The sequence below is a fragment of the Paraburkholderia sp. MM5384-R2 genome, from assembly GCF_014201025.1.
GTDB lineage: Bacteria > Pseudomonadota > Gammaproteobacteria > Burkholderiales > Burkholderiaceae > Paraburkholderia > Paraburkholderia tuberum.
The window spans coordinates 80,608-94,757 of the sequence record NZ_JACHDI010000007.1 but is presented as its reverse complement, the minus strand read 5'-3'; the positions used below and the strand labels follow the sequence as shown (position 1 = coordinate 94,757).

Sequence of the window (14,150 nt, the reverse complement as noted above, 5' to 3'; positions counted from 1 at the left end):
TGCGAAAGCTTTGCCAGGCGCTGAGCACATTCGCCGCAGCGCCTTGAAATTCCGCCACAATATTTATGGTGCCATGTGGTTTACAAAATAGCTGGAGCCACGCCAATGCTCGATCGGCCTTCCGACATCGGAGGCTGCGCGCATGCGTGGTTTCCGTGCTGGATGGCTCTTTCTCACTCGGCTCCTCTTGAAGGAGCGCCCGTCGGAAAATCGCAGTCGCTCCGAATTGTTGGACAGAATGGTGGCACGGTTGAACGGCCTCGATTCCACTGAAGGAGAATCCAAATGACAGACCAAGTTGAGACCCACGAGAGCAACACTGAATTCGGGCCATCCCATCGCCCGAAAAAATGGATCGCTCAAGAGATCGAGTCTCTCGATCCTGAAGTCGATTACGAGCGGATTTGGAAGTTGACGATGACGTATCACATCGACGACTTCTTGATGAACCTGGTCTATACGCTTGGAATTCCGGCGTTTACTCAGCCGCCCAATGGCAGCATCATGATGGGCGAGATCACCCGGAAAGCGGCCGACTACGGTCAGAAGCGTGCCGACGATACTCTGCAGCATTTCTGGGCCTGGTTCGAATACGGTCCTTCCGACCTCCGCGCGCGTGGGTCGGTGGAGCATGTCAATCGCATTCACGAAGCCTTGTCCAAGCGCCTGCCGGGCACGTTTCCCGCGCGAGATGTGATCTACACGAGCGCATGGATCGGCGTGGCCTATCACCGTCTCCGTTTGGCCGCTGGATTGCCCGGTTTCACGGAAAAGCAGAAGATTGCGACGCAGCGTTATTGGGCTGCGGTCGGGCGGATATTCTGGAGTGAAGACGGGTATGTGACCAACTACCCGGAAAGCTTCGACGCCATGCTCAAATTCGTCGAAGAATACGAAGCGGAGCCTTGGGAGCAGGTCGAGTCCGGCCGGCTCCTAAGTCAAGCCATCAACGAACAATTCTATGATGCTTATTTCCCCGGCGCCTTGAGGGCTCTGGGCGAGCAGATCGTTCTCTCGTTGCAAATTCCGAGCATCCGCAAGCTCATGCAAATGGGCGATCCTGATCCTGCGGCGCAGAAACTCATCCTCAAGGGGCTCGGGGTTTATCTTGCCCTGGTCGAAGACGTGTTGCCCGACCCGACGCTTTCGACGCCGGAGCGAGCCAGGCTCGAGAAAGTGCGGCCGGCCCAGCATATCGATCCTCCAAGCTCGCCCCTGAGATGTCCGGTCTCAAGCGCTGCGCGCAGCGAAGCTGTCGCTGCGCCGGCGGGAGCGGGGACCAATGGCACGTCAAAAGGCAAAAAGTCCTAGCCTGCGGCGCCGAAGGGTCAGCGCTAACCAGGCAGGCGGATTACGCGGTCAAACCTCTGGCGAGTTCTCGCCGGTGCGCGGCCGCGACACGTCAAGCCTCGCATTGACTCAAGTTATTCGTTGCCGAGCCAAGGTCGTTGCCTCATGTAATTTGCTACCCGTCAGAATGCTGGCGGGAGCGACTTATGACGAGGCGGCTCCGCATGACAACACAGCGGGAATTGACTGAGGCAGTCGGTGAGCGGTACCGTGGTTCTGACCGGCATTAGAAGCGCGAGATACCGGATAAGTTTGTTGAGGTGACGGGCTATCACCGCAAGCACGCCATCCGTGTACTGCGCAGGAGCCGCAGCCGCCGAGAGCGAAGCCCGGTCTACAGCGACGATACCATGACGAGGTGCGGGCCCGGTTGATGATGCTGCGGGAGGCTGCAGACCGGATCTGTGGCAAGCGTCTGAAGGCGCTCATTCCGACGCTAATCGACTCCCTGACGCGGCATGGTCACCTCACGCTATCGAAGGCTGTGCGCCAACGGCTCAATCAGGTCAGCGCCGCCACCATTGACCGAATGCTGCACCACGTGCGCGAGCGGGCTTTCGGTGGCCAACACCGGCGCGCCAGCGGAGTTGGCAGTGCTATTCGCCGCGCCGTGCCGATTCGGACGTTCTGGGACTGGAACGATCCGCTGCCCGGTCATTTCGAGATCGATTTCGTTCAGCATTGCGGTGGCGGCAAGGTTGACGGCGACCTCGTGCACACGCTTGTGATGACGGATATCGCGACGGGAGGGACCGAATGTCTGGCAACGCCGTTTCGCAGTGGTGCATTCGTCCTGGAGCATATCGAGCAGGTCAGCCGTGCGTTGTCGTTTCCGCAGCGCGGTCTGGATTGCGACAACGATACCGCCTTCATGAACGAGAGACTGTGTCGGTTATGGCAGGCTACAGGGCCTCGAGGCCACCAAAACCCTTGCTTCCCTTTACCAGGTGTCGCCGCGGCTCTATATCAACTTCTTCCAGCCGTCGTTCAAGCTGAAATCGAAGACGCGGCACGGCGCCGAGGTGACGAAGCACTATGAATCGCCCTTAACGCTGCTCGAGCGCGTCCTGCGATCGGCCTCGGTGCCGGAGGCAACCAAACGCAAACTGCGAACTCGATTCGCCAGGTGGGTCGTCGCATCGGCGTGAAATCGTGCGGCGATTCTGGGAGCAAATCGCAACAGGCGTTACAAGTGAGTAGGCTGCAGAGGCGGTTCAGGTGACGGTCATCGATGACGACCTAGGCCGCTCGGGCTCGGGTATCCATCGGCCCGGCTTCGAGCGCTTGCTGGCCGCCCTTTGTAGCGGCGCGGTGGGCGCAGTATTCTGTATCGAAGCGTCCCGGCTCGCGCGCAACGGGCGTGACTGGCACCTCGCTCGAATTCTGTCGGCTCTACGAGGCGATGCTCGAGCATTACGGCGTCGTCGCCGACCCTGCCCGTGTACGCGACCCGAATCGAAAGGGGACCGTCGAGAACGCGATTCAACATACGCAGGGCACCGCGCTCGCCGGCCGCCGTTTCGAGTCGCTCGAAGCCCAGAACGAATTCCTGATGCACTGGGAGGCGAACTGGGCGGCCAAACGCATTCATGGCAGCACCCGGCGACAGGTCGAGGCCATGTTCCAGGAGGAGAGGCCGCATCTGCGGCCGTTGCCGACCACCGGCTTTCGCAACTTCATGGAGGTCGTGCGTACCGTCTGGGACGACACCACTGTCAACATCGATCGCAGCAACTGTGCGGCACGACCCGCACCGATCGGTAGTCTCGTTTCAGTGCGGATCTACGATTCCACCATCGAGATTCGCGATCGCCGTACGCAGGCCTTGCTGCGCACCCATCCTCGCGCCCTGCAGGCCGGTTCGCTTGAACTGCCCGAAGACGAACGCCCGTTCAATCCGTCCCGCCAGAGCGCCTTCCTGCTCGCGAGCGCTGGCGACATCGGGCCGCAAACCAAGGCGCTTTGCCAACACATGTTCGACAGCGAAGGTCGCGTCGGCCATCGCGCCATGTGGGGCATGGTCGGTCTGGCGAAGAAGTATCCCGCCCGGCTCGTTGAACAGGCCTGCGACCACGCACTACGTCATCACGTCTACCGGTACAAACAGGTGCGCGCGATCGTCGAGCAGCTGTTCGAACAGGCACTCGAGCGTCTCGATCAGGCACCGCAACTCGAACTGCCTCTCACGCAGGACCACCCGCTGATCCGTCCTGCCGCCGAATACGGCGAACTCTTTACCCTCGGTGCGCAGCACGGCACCGAGCCTCAACCTTCAACGCGAGAAACACAGACATGAGCATGACATTGCCGGAAATCGAACGGGCTCTCGCCTGGATGCACGAGCGGCCAGAGCGGCAACCGTCCAAATTTCTTGCGGTAGCTATCTAACGTCGTCGGCTCGTCGGCGGCGCGTGCGAGCGATGCCCGAATGGCCTCGCGATCGCGTTTGCCGCGGCGATCCGCGCGTGCCCGCCCGTCGCGCGGTTTGTTCCCTCGCGACCCTCAATGTTAGAGGGAATCGCGAGCCTCTCAAGCGGTGCTGGGCGCAGCGCAAGGAGGCTACCGTAAGGCGGCTTGCACATATCGGTGAGCTTTCTCGGGCGCCGGCGCCCGAGGGCGCGCCTGCCTAATTGGAAGATGTCGCCAAGACACTTATCTTAACATTACAGAATTAATGTCAAAATTCTGCGCTGATGTCGTCGGATATGAGCCGGTTTACGTAGTAATATATGCGAAAACCTCAACGCAAGAACGACCTCATGATCGATGTCCCGTCCTCCGACGCCGCGCTGGCCGCCGAGATCGAGCACCTCAAGGCCCGGTTCCCGAAGACCCGCGAGCTGTACCGCGAGGTCTGCGCGCTGCTGTTCTTCCGCTTCGGCATCACGCCGACCGCGAACCGGCTTTACCAACTGGTGAAGCGGGGCAGCATGAGCACGCCGACCCAGGTCCTCGGTGAGTTCTGGACCGAATTGCGCGAAAAAAGTCGCGTGCGCATCGACCATCCCGACCTGCCTGCCGATCTCGGTGCGGCCGCCGGTGAACTGGTCGCGACCCTCTGGACGCGCGCCACCGCGTCAGCCGTGGCCGCGCTCGACGCGCTGCGCGCCGAGGTCGAGGCGCGGCGGGCCGAGGCGCAGCAGTCGGTCGTTGCTGCCCGCGACGAACTGGGTCGCACCGAGACTGCACTCGAGCAGCGCACCGCGGCGCTGCTGGCCGCGCAGGTCGAGGTCCGGGAGCTGGAAAAGGCGCAGGCTGAAGCTCACGCGCAGCGACAGTCACTCGAAGCGGAGCTCGCGCGACTCAGGGACGCGCTGGCTGGGCGCGATCGCGAACTCGTGGAAGTGAGGGAAGGGTTTTCGCGCGATCTGGAGAAGCAGCGGGAAGCGGCTGAACGGGCCGGGGAACGGCTGCGGGCCGCCGAAAAGCGCGCCCTGCTGGAGATTGATCGCGAGCGAAGTATCGCAACGAAGCTGCAGAAGGAGCTGGAAGAAGCCGCGCGTCGTGCGGACCGGAAGGACGACGACCAGCGCCGTGCATCGGAAACCATGCGCGCGCAGCTGGGTGACGCGCGTCATCACGCGGGCGTGCTGCAGGGGCGCCTGGAAGCCGTTCAGGCCGAGAATGCCCGGCTGCAGACGGAGGTGATGACGCTGCGCGAAGCGGAAACGCGTGCGCGGGAAGACAGGCCGTCTGCTGTCCCTGCAGCGGTCCGGAAGACATCACGTTCGACCCGTTCGTCCCGGGTCGTACCGACCGCCAGCCCAGCCAGGCGTCGCAAGAAAGCGGTATAAACGCAAAGTTACCTGCCACCAGGGACATGGGCTGCATGGCTGATATCTACCTGCTCTCCGGACTGACGCTTCCACGAGGCGTCGCGCATGAGTCGCTGCCCGGGACAGTGACGCGCTTCGTGTCGGATTGCTGGCCAGGCATGAGCCGCACACAGATGATTGCCCGCGCGAAACGGCGAGGTTTGCGCCTGTCGTTCCGCGCAACCGCGCCATGTCCGCCCGGCGAAACCGGCGTGTTCGAGCTGCGCTTCAACGATGGCGCAGGCGAATGCCTGATGCTGGCGCGGCTAGAGCGAATCGGAAAAAGGGAGCGTTAAACATCGGCAGACCGGCCGGACCGACGTGTCCCGCCCCCCGCCGCGAGACTCCCGGCAGATCAGCCTGTTCTGAGGCGTCAGTACCGGTTGCCGCGCAAGCGGCTGGTCGATATGCTCTCACCCTCCAACATAGACCCGGAGCGAGAAGTGCGGCGCGTGACAGTCAGGAAATCATCGGTGCATGGCCGCGGCGTCTTCGCGCTACAGGCGATTCCTGCGGGCCAGCGGATCTTCGAATATCGTGGTGAGGTCACTTCGTGGCGGCTGGCCTCTGCCCGGCAGCGGCGCTCCGGCGTGCCCGGCCATACGTTCATCTTCGGACTGGCTGACGGGCGCGTGATTGACGGCAGCGTCGGGGGCAACGGCGCCCGCTGGCTGAACCACTCCTGCCAGCCGAACTGTGAGGCGATCGAGGACGGGCGGGGACGGGTTTTTATCGAAACGCTCAAAGACGTCATGCCGGGCGACGAGCTTTCTATCGCCTATGGACTCACGATCGATGAGGTGCTGTCCCCAGAAATCGTCGCTGACTACGTGTGCCGCTGTGGGTCGAAGAAGTGCACGGGCTCAATGCTAGCCTGACGAGCGCAAAACGGCTTGCGCCAGATGCAGGGGAACCCAGCGCTAGCCGTGTGGAACGGGCAGCTCCTGAATCCTGGTCGTGTAGTTGTTTTGAAACCGAAAGCGCCGTCCCTGAAGCGACGTGAAGATTGTCTCCGCACTGCGGAGGTAATGTAGGGCAACCGGGAAAGTCGCGCCCAGTTGGCCGTCCAGCACCGGCTCCGGTAACGTATCTTTCTCTCACATCGGGCAACGCAATCGCAGTGCCCGTTTCACAGGAAATGAAACCATGAACAAGCAGGAACTTGTCGATGCCGTGGCTGCTGCGACCGGAAACAGCAAGGCGGCCGTCGCAGGCGCAGTCGATGCACTCATCGGGGCGGTGACGGGCGCGGTCGCGAAAGGCGAGGCTGTGCAGCTGGTCGGCTTCGGTACCTTTGCGACCGGAGCGCGCGCCGCACGGATTGGTCGTAACCCCGCCACCGGCGCGGAGATGCAGATTGCCGCGGCAACGACCGTAAAGTTCACGGCAGGCAAGGCGTTCAAGAACGCCGTGAACGCAGCGTGAATGGTATGGTGACGCCTTTTCTTCCGCCGGTGGCCGGAGCGCACCTCGCATGAGCGCGCTCACGCCCGCACCACTGCTGAACGAAGTCCGGGTCCTGATCGATTCGGCACGTGAGCGCACGGCGGCAGCCGTGAACGCCGAGCTGAGCCTGCTGTACTGGCGGGTGGGGCGCTGCATCCGCGCGGAGGTGCTGGGGGGCACCCGTGCAGAATATGGGCAGCAGGTGATTGCGTCGCTTGCACAGGCGCTGACCACCGACTATGGCCGTGGCTGGAGCGAACAGCAACTACGGCATTGTCTGCGCGCCGCGGAGATTTTTACGGACGAGGCAATTCTCTCCGCAGCGCGGAGAGAATTGAGCTGGACGCATATCAAGGCGCTGATCTATATCGACGACCCATTGAAGCGCGAATTCTACCTTGAACTCTGCCGGCTTGAGCGCTGGTCGTCCCGGCAACTGCAGGAACGGATGAATTCGATGCTGTTCGAACGCAGCGCGATTTCACGCAAGCCGGCAGAGGCCATCCGGCATGACCTGGCGCAGTTGCGGCAGGAAAAGCGGGTGCAGCCGGACGTTTTGCTGAAAGATCCGTATGTGCTCGATTTCCTCGGCCTGAACGATCACTACCTCGAAAAGGATCTCGAAGACGCGATCCTCCGGGAAATGGAGCAATTCCTGCTTGAACTCGGCGCCGGCTTTACGTTTGTGGCTCGCCAGAAGCGGCTACAGATCGATAACGACGACTTCTACATTGACCTGCTGTTTTACAACCGCAAGCTGAAGCGACTGGTGGCCGTCGAACTGAAGCTTGGCGCTTTCAAGGCCGAACACAAAAGCCAGATGGAACTCTATCTTCGCTGGCTCGCAAAGCATGAGCATGAGCATGAGCAGGAGCCGGACGAACTGCCGCCGCTCGGCATTATCCTGTGCGCCGGAAAGAAACAGGAGCGGATTGAACTGCTCGAACTGGACAGGAGCGGGATCCATGTTGCGGAATATCTGACCGTGCTGCCGTCGCGAGAGACGTTGCAGGCCAAACTTCATCAGTCAATTGAGACGGCGCGGCTGAGGCTGCAGAACAAGCCGTAGAAGTGAGAGCGGGACAGGCTGTGTTTCAGCACGGGTGGCGAAATGGCGGCGCTCCGTCAACCGCTGGCGTGGTGGCTTGGCGTGCGATCCGACGAGCGGTCGCGGCTTCGGCGGTGGCCGCTACAACTTTTAGTTCGAAAACGCTCTTACTTTTCCTTCATCGGACGGCGTCGGAGGGACATGGCGGGTCGGGCGGGCAGTTTCTGGCGATCGGCCAACCCGGCGCAGCGCCTTGCCGGGCGGGGTTTCCCGGTCAGTGAAGCGGGCCACGTGAAATTTGACGAGCAAAATCGACATTCGTGATAGCTCCAGTTATCAGATATGGCGATTTTGGGTCGGCCGGCTTTCCGCAGTGTCGAAGGGCGGATAGAGCCGGGGAGGTCGAGGCGGTCAGCGGTAATTCGGCGAGACACCCGGTTGCCTACGATTTGTCTGTGGCCCGTCCGCTGCGGTAGTGTGTGCATGTTTTCTTAACCCGACGGACAGCAGATGAACAAACAGGAACTGATTGACGCGGTCGCGGAGACTACCGGCGACAGCAAAACCGCGACCGGTGCGGCGATCGATGCGGTCCTCGCGACCGTGACACGCGCGGTCACCAATGGTGAGGTGGTCCAGCTGATCGGCTTCGGATCGTTCTCAACGGGCACGCGGGCCGCCCGGGTGGGCCGCAATCCGTCGACCGGCGCAGAGATCCAGATCCCGGCGGCGAGGACGGCGAAGTTCACCGCGGGCAAGGCCTTCAAGGATGCGGTGAACGGGGCATGACACAGGACGGGATCGAGCCGGTCGCGTACGCGGACCTCCAGCAGGACATCGCAGACGTTGTTGCCGCGACGCGCGCGGCCGCAGCGCGCAGTGTCAACGCGCTCATGACCGCGAGCTACTGGGCGATCGGGCGGCGCATTGTCGAGTTCGAGCAGGGCGGGGCAGAGCGTGCCACTTACGGCGAGGCCTTGATCCGGCGGCTGGGTGCGGATCTTTCAGCGAGGCTCGGTCGTGGCTTCGGCGGGCGGAACCTGGCCCAGATGCGGGCTTTCTACCTGGCGTGGCCGGTTGACCGGATAGTGCAGACACTGTCTGCACTATCGGCCGACGCTTCAATGGTGCAGACGGTGTCTGCACTTTCTGCAGGGCAACCGGTTTCCAGTCTGGCCGCGCACACTGGGCCCAGGCTCGGCGGCCCCGAGCTCGGCACCATCGCACGGGCGTTTCCGCTGCCGTGGTCCGCGTACGTTCGTCTCCTCGCCGTGAAAACCGCGGAGGCCCGCAGCTTTTACGAAACCGAGACGCTGCGCGAAGGCTGGTCCGTACGACAGCTCGACCGGCAGATCGGCAGCCAGCTCCATGAGCGGCTCGCGCTGTCGCGCAACAAGGCGGCCCTCCTCAAAAAGGCGGCTGAGGTGCAGCCTAGTGAGGTGCTCACCCCGGAGGAGGCCATCCGCGATCCGTTTGTCCTCGAGTTTCTCGATCTCAAGGACGAGTACTCGGAATCGGACCTGGAGGCCGCGCTGATCCAGCGCCTGACGGACTTCCTCCTCGAGCTCGGTGACGACTTCGCGTTCATCGGGCGGCAGCGGCGTCTAAGGATCGACGACAGCTGGTTCCGCGTCGACCTGGTGTTCTTCCACCGCCGACTGCGATGTCTGGTGATCATCGATCTGAAGGTGGGCAAATTCAGCTATGCCGATGCCGGCCAGATGCACCTCTATCTGAATTACGCGCGCGAGCACTGGGTCAAGCCTGGCGAAAATCCGCCGGTCGGGCTGATCCTGTGTGCCGAGAAAGGTGCGGCCGAGGCACGCTATGCACTCGACAACCTGCCGAACAAGATTCTCGCGGCGGAGTACCAGACAATGCTTCCCGATGAAACGCTGATCGCCGCCGAGCTCGAGCGGACCCGCGCCGAACTCGAACGGCATCGGTTGGCTGACGGTACAGAGACAGCGTCAACGGGAGATTGATGAAGGGGCATCCACGGCAAGTTCGCCAGGCGGCTCAACGTTGTCTATTGAGATCGAACCCGCGGTTCCGGTGAGATGAAGTGTCACAGCCCGGCGTGCGTCATGTCGGCTCTCGTGGTCAACGATATCGACGTGTCGACCCCCGGTAGAAGAGCGAATGACTCGATCCGGGGGCTGAATACTGAACAGCGCACCATGGCCTGGTGAAAACGGTCCCAGCATCGGTATTCGGAAAAGCCACCAATTTCGGTGCGGCGCTTCGAGCAATCTCGCGCTAGCGAACTCCCCGGTTTCCACGAACAGATGACCACGCTAGCAGCATTGTTGAACTTGCTAGCGCCTCTGTGAACACTGCTAGCGTCAATCGGGACACTAACAGGCGCAGTACGACGCGATGCGCCTGCGTCGTCGTCCGGGCCGAATTCGTGCGATGCGCAGAACCTTCAGTCGGGCGAGCGGATCGAACATCTCCTTGTCGACATTGACCGGCGCCGACTTGCGCTTGGTAGTCGCGGGACGCTGCGCAGCCGATCGGTTTTTCGTGCTGTGTTGTCGGATGCTGGCCGCCGTGGCAGAGTTGTGCGGGTTGCAACGGTCATTAACGACGTTAACAAAATGAGTTCTTCAGTGTTCGCCTGCAGATGACGCAGCAAGCGATTTTCATGAAGGCTTCGTGGATAAATGCAAGGCGTTCGAAGCGGATGCGCAGTCGCCGAAAGTTGTGGAGCCACGAGATGGTGCGCTCGACAACCCAGCGTGTCTTGCGCAGTCCGCTGCCGTGCGGTTCGCCGCGTCGGGCGATTTCAGTGGCGATTCCGGCTGCGTGTAGCGGACGGCGATATTTGTCGTGATCGTAGCCGCGGTCACCCTGGACGATGCGGGGTTTCGAAAGTGGCCGGCCGCGCTTGCCAGTAATGGGCGGGATGGCGTCAACCAGCGCGTGAAGCTGGGTGACATCGTGGCGGTTGGCACCGGTGAGAATTATCGTAAGTGGGATGCCCTGCGCTTCGGTAATCAGGTGGTGCTTTGAACCTGGTCGCGCGCGGTCGGTGGGATTCGGTCCCGTTTTTGACCTGCACCCACGGCGCGGATCGAAGACGAACCGACAACGACACGGGACCGGTCAATCTGGTTGGCCTCGCGTAGCTTTGCGAGCTGGACCTCGTGCAGCCGGTCCCAGACACCGGCGGCCTGCCAGTCGCGCAGACGGCGCCAGCAGCTCATGCCGTTGCCGCAGCCCATCTCACGTGGCAGCAGCTAAGTGCGCCCGGGATTTCTGCGGTCCGCAATGCAATTCGCCATGGGAGAACGGATGACTGTCGAGAAACGGACGGCTAAAGTGACGCTCCATCGGAGCGTGCAACTGCGATCGGTCCGTTTCCTGTGATGCGGTCCGCATCGCCACACTAACAGTCCCCGCGAATGGTAGGTACCGTCGACGCAGCGGGTCGGGGATCAGGACGGGTTATCGTGCAAACTGCTATTATCCCGGTCTAACTCAAAAATTCAGACCAGCGGGGAGAGCGGTGATATTGACACTCGGGATTGGGGCTATCGTTGCGGGCGTGATTTTGTTTTTTCTAAGTATCCGGCAGCAACAAAAAGTCAGCGCAAGCGGCGGAAGCATTGCAGTTGGTGGGAAAAACACGGGAACGATCACAAACACCAACACTGCTGGATCTGGACACGGTGCGGGTCATAGTGTCCTGACTATATTGGCGATCGTTGTCGAGCTGGCAGGAATCGCTGCCACCGTTTGGCATCTGCTCACAAAATGATCGGCACCAAGACCGTTGCGAGCGACGGCTCGGTCTCCATGGGTGGGGACAACAGGGGTTCGGTGGTGAACATTAGCGGCTCGCCGGGGGCGCGAGTTACCGTCGCTAACGCATCCAAGAAGCTACCCAGCTATCTTGCGCAGGTGATCAATGTTTTCGCAGAGTTTGACCTGAATGAACCTGCGATAGCGTCCAGTCAGCCTAGCGAGCTTCTACCACCGATAGAAGCCAAGCTCATACACAACCAGGTCACGGACCACTCGCTGGTTCGTGACTACCGTCTCTTCTTTCATCTTTTGTTGCGGGCATATCAAGGTGTCGAACAGCAGAATAGCAGCGCGCGAGAGCTGGTCCGACGTAGCGCTGGCCGAGCGTACGAAGCTGCGCTGACTGAAGCTTGCGTTGCTAATACGGTTTCGGTCGCGCTCAGGCAGGAATTTGCATGCATGAACGCGCATTTGCTTCTCGATGTGACGATCGCGCGCCTGACGGAAGGCTATAAGGCTTCCATCAACACCGATGCGCAAGAGATTGAACTGGTTGATCTCGCAATTTCGCTGGTTGTGTTCGATGCGATGACAGAATGTCTGGTGCTAGCGAGGCCCAAGAATGCTGTTGCCGCGTGAACAGAGTTCTTGGAACTGCGGCTACGTTCTTGGGGCAGTTGCGCTTCAATGCCTGAGAGTATCACCCGCAGATCTTCCCAGGCTTCAGACTCGAATGTCAGAGAGATTGGGGCGACAGATTTCGCCAACGCAGGTGACTGAAGCCGCGACTTGGTTATATATGCTTGAGAAAGTTAGATTAGACGACGAGGGAACGTTGCACCTATGCTACTGACATCGCTGACCGTGGCAAAAGGCGGACAAGTGATTCGGACAGTCACCTTTAAGCAAGGTCTTAACCTCATCCTCGACGGACCTACCGTTCCGGGGACGCAATCGGGGAACAACGTTGGTAAAACCACTGTACTTCGCCTGATTGACTTTGCATTGGGATCTGACGGCACCGATATTTGGACGGACGCCGAATTCAAACGAGTTAACCAGGAAATATACGATTTCCTTCATGCCCCCGCGCCAGTCTCTGTGACGTTACGGTTCGTTGACACCATCGGCGTGCAGCATGAACTGGAACGGCGGTTCGTTGCCGCACGAACCAAGGACCCTGCAGCGCTCGTAGTGGACGGTGCCGCCTGCAAAAACATTACGGCTTATAGGCTTTCTGTCAAATCGATTCTTTTCGGTTCGGTTGGCGAAAAACCGTCGCTCCGGCAACTTGCTCCGAAGTTCGTAAGATCAACTTCAGAGCGAATGAGCCGCACGCTCAAGTTCCTCTCAGGTCCCGCGCGCGACGCTGAGTACGAAGTAATTCATCTATTCCTCTTTGGTTTCTTGAACGTCAAAGTGCTGGAAGCCAGACCTCGCTTAGTCACGCTGACGAAACGGCTAGAGCGCGACTTGCTCGCCGTCTCACGAAAGCGGAAAGAGGGAGAGATTGAACAATTGCTAATTCACTTGCGAAAGGAAATCGAAGCCATCGAAAGTGCGTCGACGATTCGGGGTGAAGTGCCTGAGCTGACCGAGCGTGCGAGGAGCATAGTGGCGATTAGGGCCAGCGCGTCACGTCTGTCGGGCGAGCTTGGCGAAGCCCAAGCGGAACGTTATGCAATCCAGCTGGCGCTCGAAGATTTTGAGAAGGAATACGTTCGCGTTGACGATTCAGTGATCGAGCGCACTTATCAGGAGGCGCAGGCGTACCTGCCTGAGCTCCACAAGCGATGGACTGAAGTCAGATCATTCGCAGACAATCTGCGCGAACGTAAGCAGACCTTTTTGAAGTCACAAGCCGAGGGATTGGGCGCACGCATAGATGCGATTAACCTCGATTTGGAGGCATTGGCGCGACGTGAACATCTGCTTGTCTCGCAGGTTGAACATTCACCGGACTTCTTGAGGGCACTCGATGTGCGAGCGGATCTGCAAGAAAAGCTCAAGGAGCTTGGAAGCCTAGAGCAGTCGTTCGAAGCCATTCAGGACTTGAAGCAACAGATATCTGACAGCAATAAGAAACTGGATTCCACTGCGAAGGAACTCGAAGAAGCTAAGTGGCTATTGACCAAACATGTAGGCGTTTTCAACCAGTATTTTTCAAGGCTGTCGAAAGATCTGTATGGAGAGCAGTACTTGCTGCATTTCGAAGAATCAGTTCGGGGCACATTGAGATTTGAGCTAACTGCTGTTGGCGCCAACGTCGGAGCCGGCAAAAAGATGTCTCAGACTGCGGCGTTTGATCTTGCTTACATTGAGTTCTTGAGGGAAACGGGTTTGAGGTTTCCCAGATTCGCATGTCATGATGGTTTGGAATCTATCCATGACAATCAACTGCGATCACTGTTGGAGCATGCGGCCACCTCTGAAGGACAATTGATTGTTGCGACACTGCGTGACAAGCTTCCGGCAATGGAAGATGGATTTATCGACGACAACACTGTTGTCGAGCTTTCGCAGTCAGACAAGCTTTTCCGCTTCTGACGCGCGGCCGGCGGAGGGTGGTGGGCGAAAACTGAAATCATATAGCTGCGCTTTGGGACGTAACTCCCCTGACGAGAATCGGCCCATGTTCCCCTGGCACCGGTGCAGACCGGATCTCGAAGCCGCCGCGGCCGCTGAAGGGCTTGACTGACAGCCGGACCACACCGGACAAGCAGTGCGTGATCCGGGCGACG

At 60.2% G+C, this 14,150-nt stretch carries 13 protein-coding genes and 2 pseudogenes; 13 read left to right on the top strand and 2 right to left on the bottom strand.

Going from position 1 to position 14,150, the window contains the following annotated elements:
• Nucleotides 1-285: 285 nt before the first annotated feature.
• From HDG37_RS14065 to HDG37_RS14025, 8 genes and pseudogenes are all read left to right on the top strand, one after another.
• On the top strand, nucleotides 286-1,311 hold the full coding sequence (locus HDG37_RS14065; RefSeq protein WP_184048347.1) for a hypothetical protein: 1,026 nt from the start codon (nucleotides 286-288) through the stop codon (nucleotides 1,309-1,311).
• 412 nt (nucleotides 1,312-1,723) lie between these two features.
• The gene (locus HDG37_RS14060) at nucleotides 1,724-2,389 is read left to right on the top strand and encodes a hypothetical protein (RefSeq protein WP_260334855.1); all 666 of its coding nucleotides are present in this window, start codon (nucleotides 1,724-1,726) and stop codon (nucleotides 2,387-2,389) included.
• Nucleotides 2,390-2,571: 182 nt separating this feature from the next.
• Nucleotides 2,572-3,646 (top strand): annotated as a pseudogene (locus HDG37_RS14050) (recombinase family protein); the annotation flags it as partial.
• A gap of 463 nt (nucleotides 3,647-4,109) precedes the next feature.
• On the top strand, nucleotides 4,110-5,144 hold the full coding sequence (locus tag HDG37_RS14045; RefSeq protein WP_184048344.1) for a DNA-binding protein: 1,035 nt from the start codon (nucleotides 4,110-4,112) through the stop codon (nucleotides 5,142-5,144).
• A 35-nt stretch (nucleotides 5,145-5,179) separates the two neighbouring features.
• The gene (locus HDG37_RS14040) at nucleotides 5,180-5,461 is read left to right on the top strand and encodes a hypothetical protein (RefSeq protein WP_260334853.1); all 282 of its coding nucleotides are present in this window, start codon (nucleotides 5,180-5,182) and stop codon (nucleotides 5,459-5,461) included.
• Between the two features lie 147 nt (nucleotides 5,462-5,608).
• Nucleotides 5,609-6,043: an SET domain-containing protein gene (locus tag HDG37_RS14035; RefSeq protein ID WP_184048788.1), complete on the top strand. Its 435-nt coding sequence runs from the start codon at nucleotides 5,609-5,611 to the stop codon at nucleotides 6,041-6,043.
• Between the two features lie 223 nt (nucleotides 6,044-6,266).
• A complete protein-coding gene (locus HDG37_RS14030) occupies nucleotides 6,267-6,590 on the top strand; it encodes an HU family DNA-binding protein (protein WP_311541360.1) in 324 nt (107 codons plus the stop codon).
• A gap of 49 nt (nucleotides 6,591-6,639) precedes the next feature.
• Entirely contained in the window at nucleotides 6,640-7,680 is a 1,041-nt protein-coding gene (locus tag HDG37_RS14025) for a YhcG family protein (protein WP_184048338.1), read from the top strand.
• 129 nt (nucleotides 7,681-7,809) lie between these two features.
• Here the strand turns inward: HDG37_RS14025 and HDG37_RS14020 are convergent, their stop codons facing one another.
• Complete coding sequence (locus tag HDG37_RS14020; protein WP_184048335.1) at nucleotides 7,810-7,977, bottom strand: hypothetical protein; 168 nt, start codon at nucleotides 7,975-7,977, stop codon at nucleotides 7,810-7,812.
• 192 nt (nucleotides 7,978-8,169) lie between these two features.
• Between HDG37_RS14020 and HDG37_RS14015 the strand changes: the two genes are divergently transcribed.
• Both HDG37_RS14015 and HDG37_RS14010 read left to right on the top strand, forming a co-directional pair.
• Entirely contained in the window at nucleotides 8,170-8,448 is a 279-nt protein-coding gene (locus HDG37_RS14015; RefSeq protein ID WP_184048332.1) for an HU family DNA-binding protein, read from the top strand.
• Nucleotides 8,445-9,644 (top strand): YhcG family protein, encoded by a 1,200-nt coding sequence (locus tag HDG37_RS14010; protein ID WP_184048329.1) that lies wholly within the window; start codon nucleotides 8,445-8,447, stop codon nucleotides 9,642-9,644. The genes HDG37_RS14015 and HDG37_RS14010 overlap by 4 nt, the downstream gene beginning before the upstream one ends.
• Nucleotides 9,645-10,251: 607 nt before the next feature.
• Here HDG37_RS14010 and HDG37_RS14005 read toward each other — a convergent pair.
• Nucleotides 10,252-10,898, bottom strand: a pseudogene (locus HDG37_RS14005) (IS5 family transposase); the annotation flags it as partial.
• Nucleotides 10,899-11,170: 272 nt separating this feature from the next.
• On the opposite strand from HDG37_RS14005, the gene HDG37_RS14000 reads away from it, so the two are divergent.
• The 3 genes from HDG37_RS14000 (at nucleotide 11,171) to HDG37_RS13990 (ending at nucleotide 13,956) form a co-directional block, all read left to right on the top strand.
• Entirely contained in the window at nucleotides 11,171-11,422 is a 252-nt protein-coding gene (locus tag HDG37_RS14000) for a hypothetical protein (RefSeq protein ID WP_184048327.1), read from the top strand.
• Nucleotides 11,419-12,048, top strand: coding sequence for a hypothetical protein (locus tag HDG37_RS13995; protein ID WP_184048324.1), 630 nt, complete (start codon nucleotides 11,419-11,421; stop codon nucleotides 12,046-12,048). The genes HDG37_RS14000 and HDG37_RS13995 overlap by 4 nt, the downstream gene beginning before the upstream one ends.
• 204 nt (nucleotides 12,049-12,252) lie before the next feature.
• Nucleotides 12,253-13,956 (top strand): DUF2326 domain-containing protein, encoded by a 1,704-nt coding sequence (locus HDG37_RS13990; protein WP_184048320.1) that lies wholly within the window; start codon nucleotides 12,253-12,255, stop codon nucleotides 13,954-13,956.
• Nucleotides 13,957-14,150 lie beyond the last annotated feature (194 nt).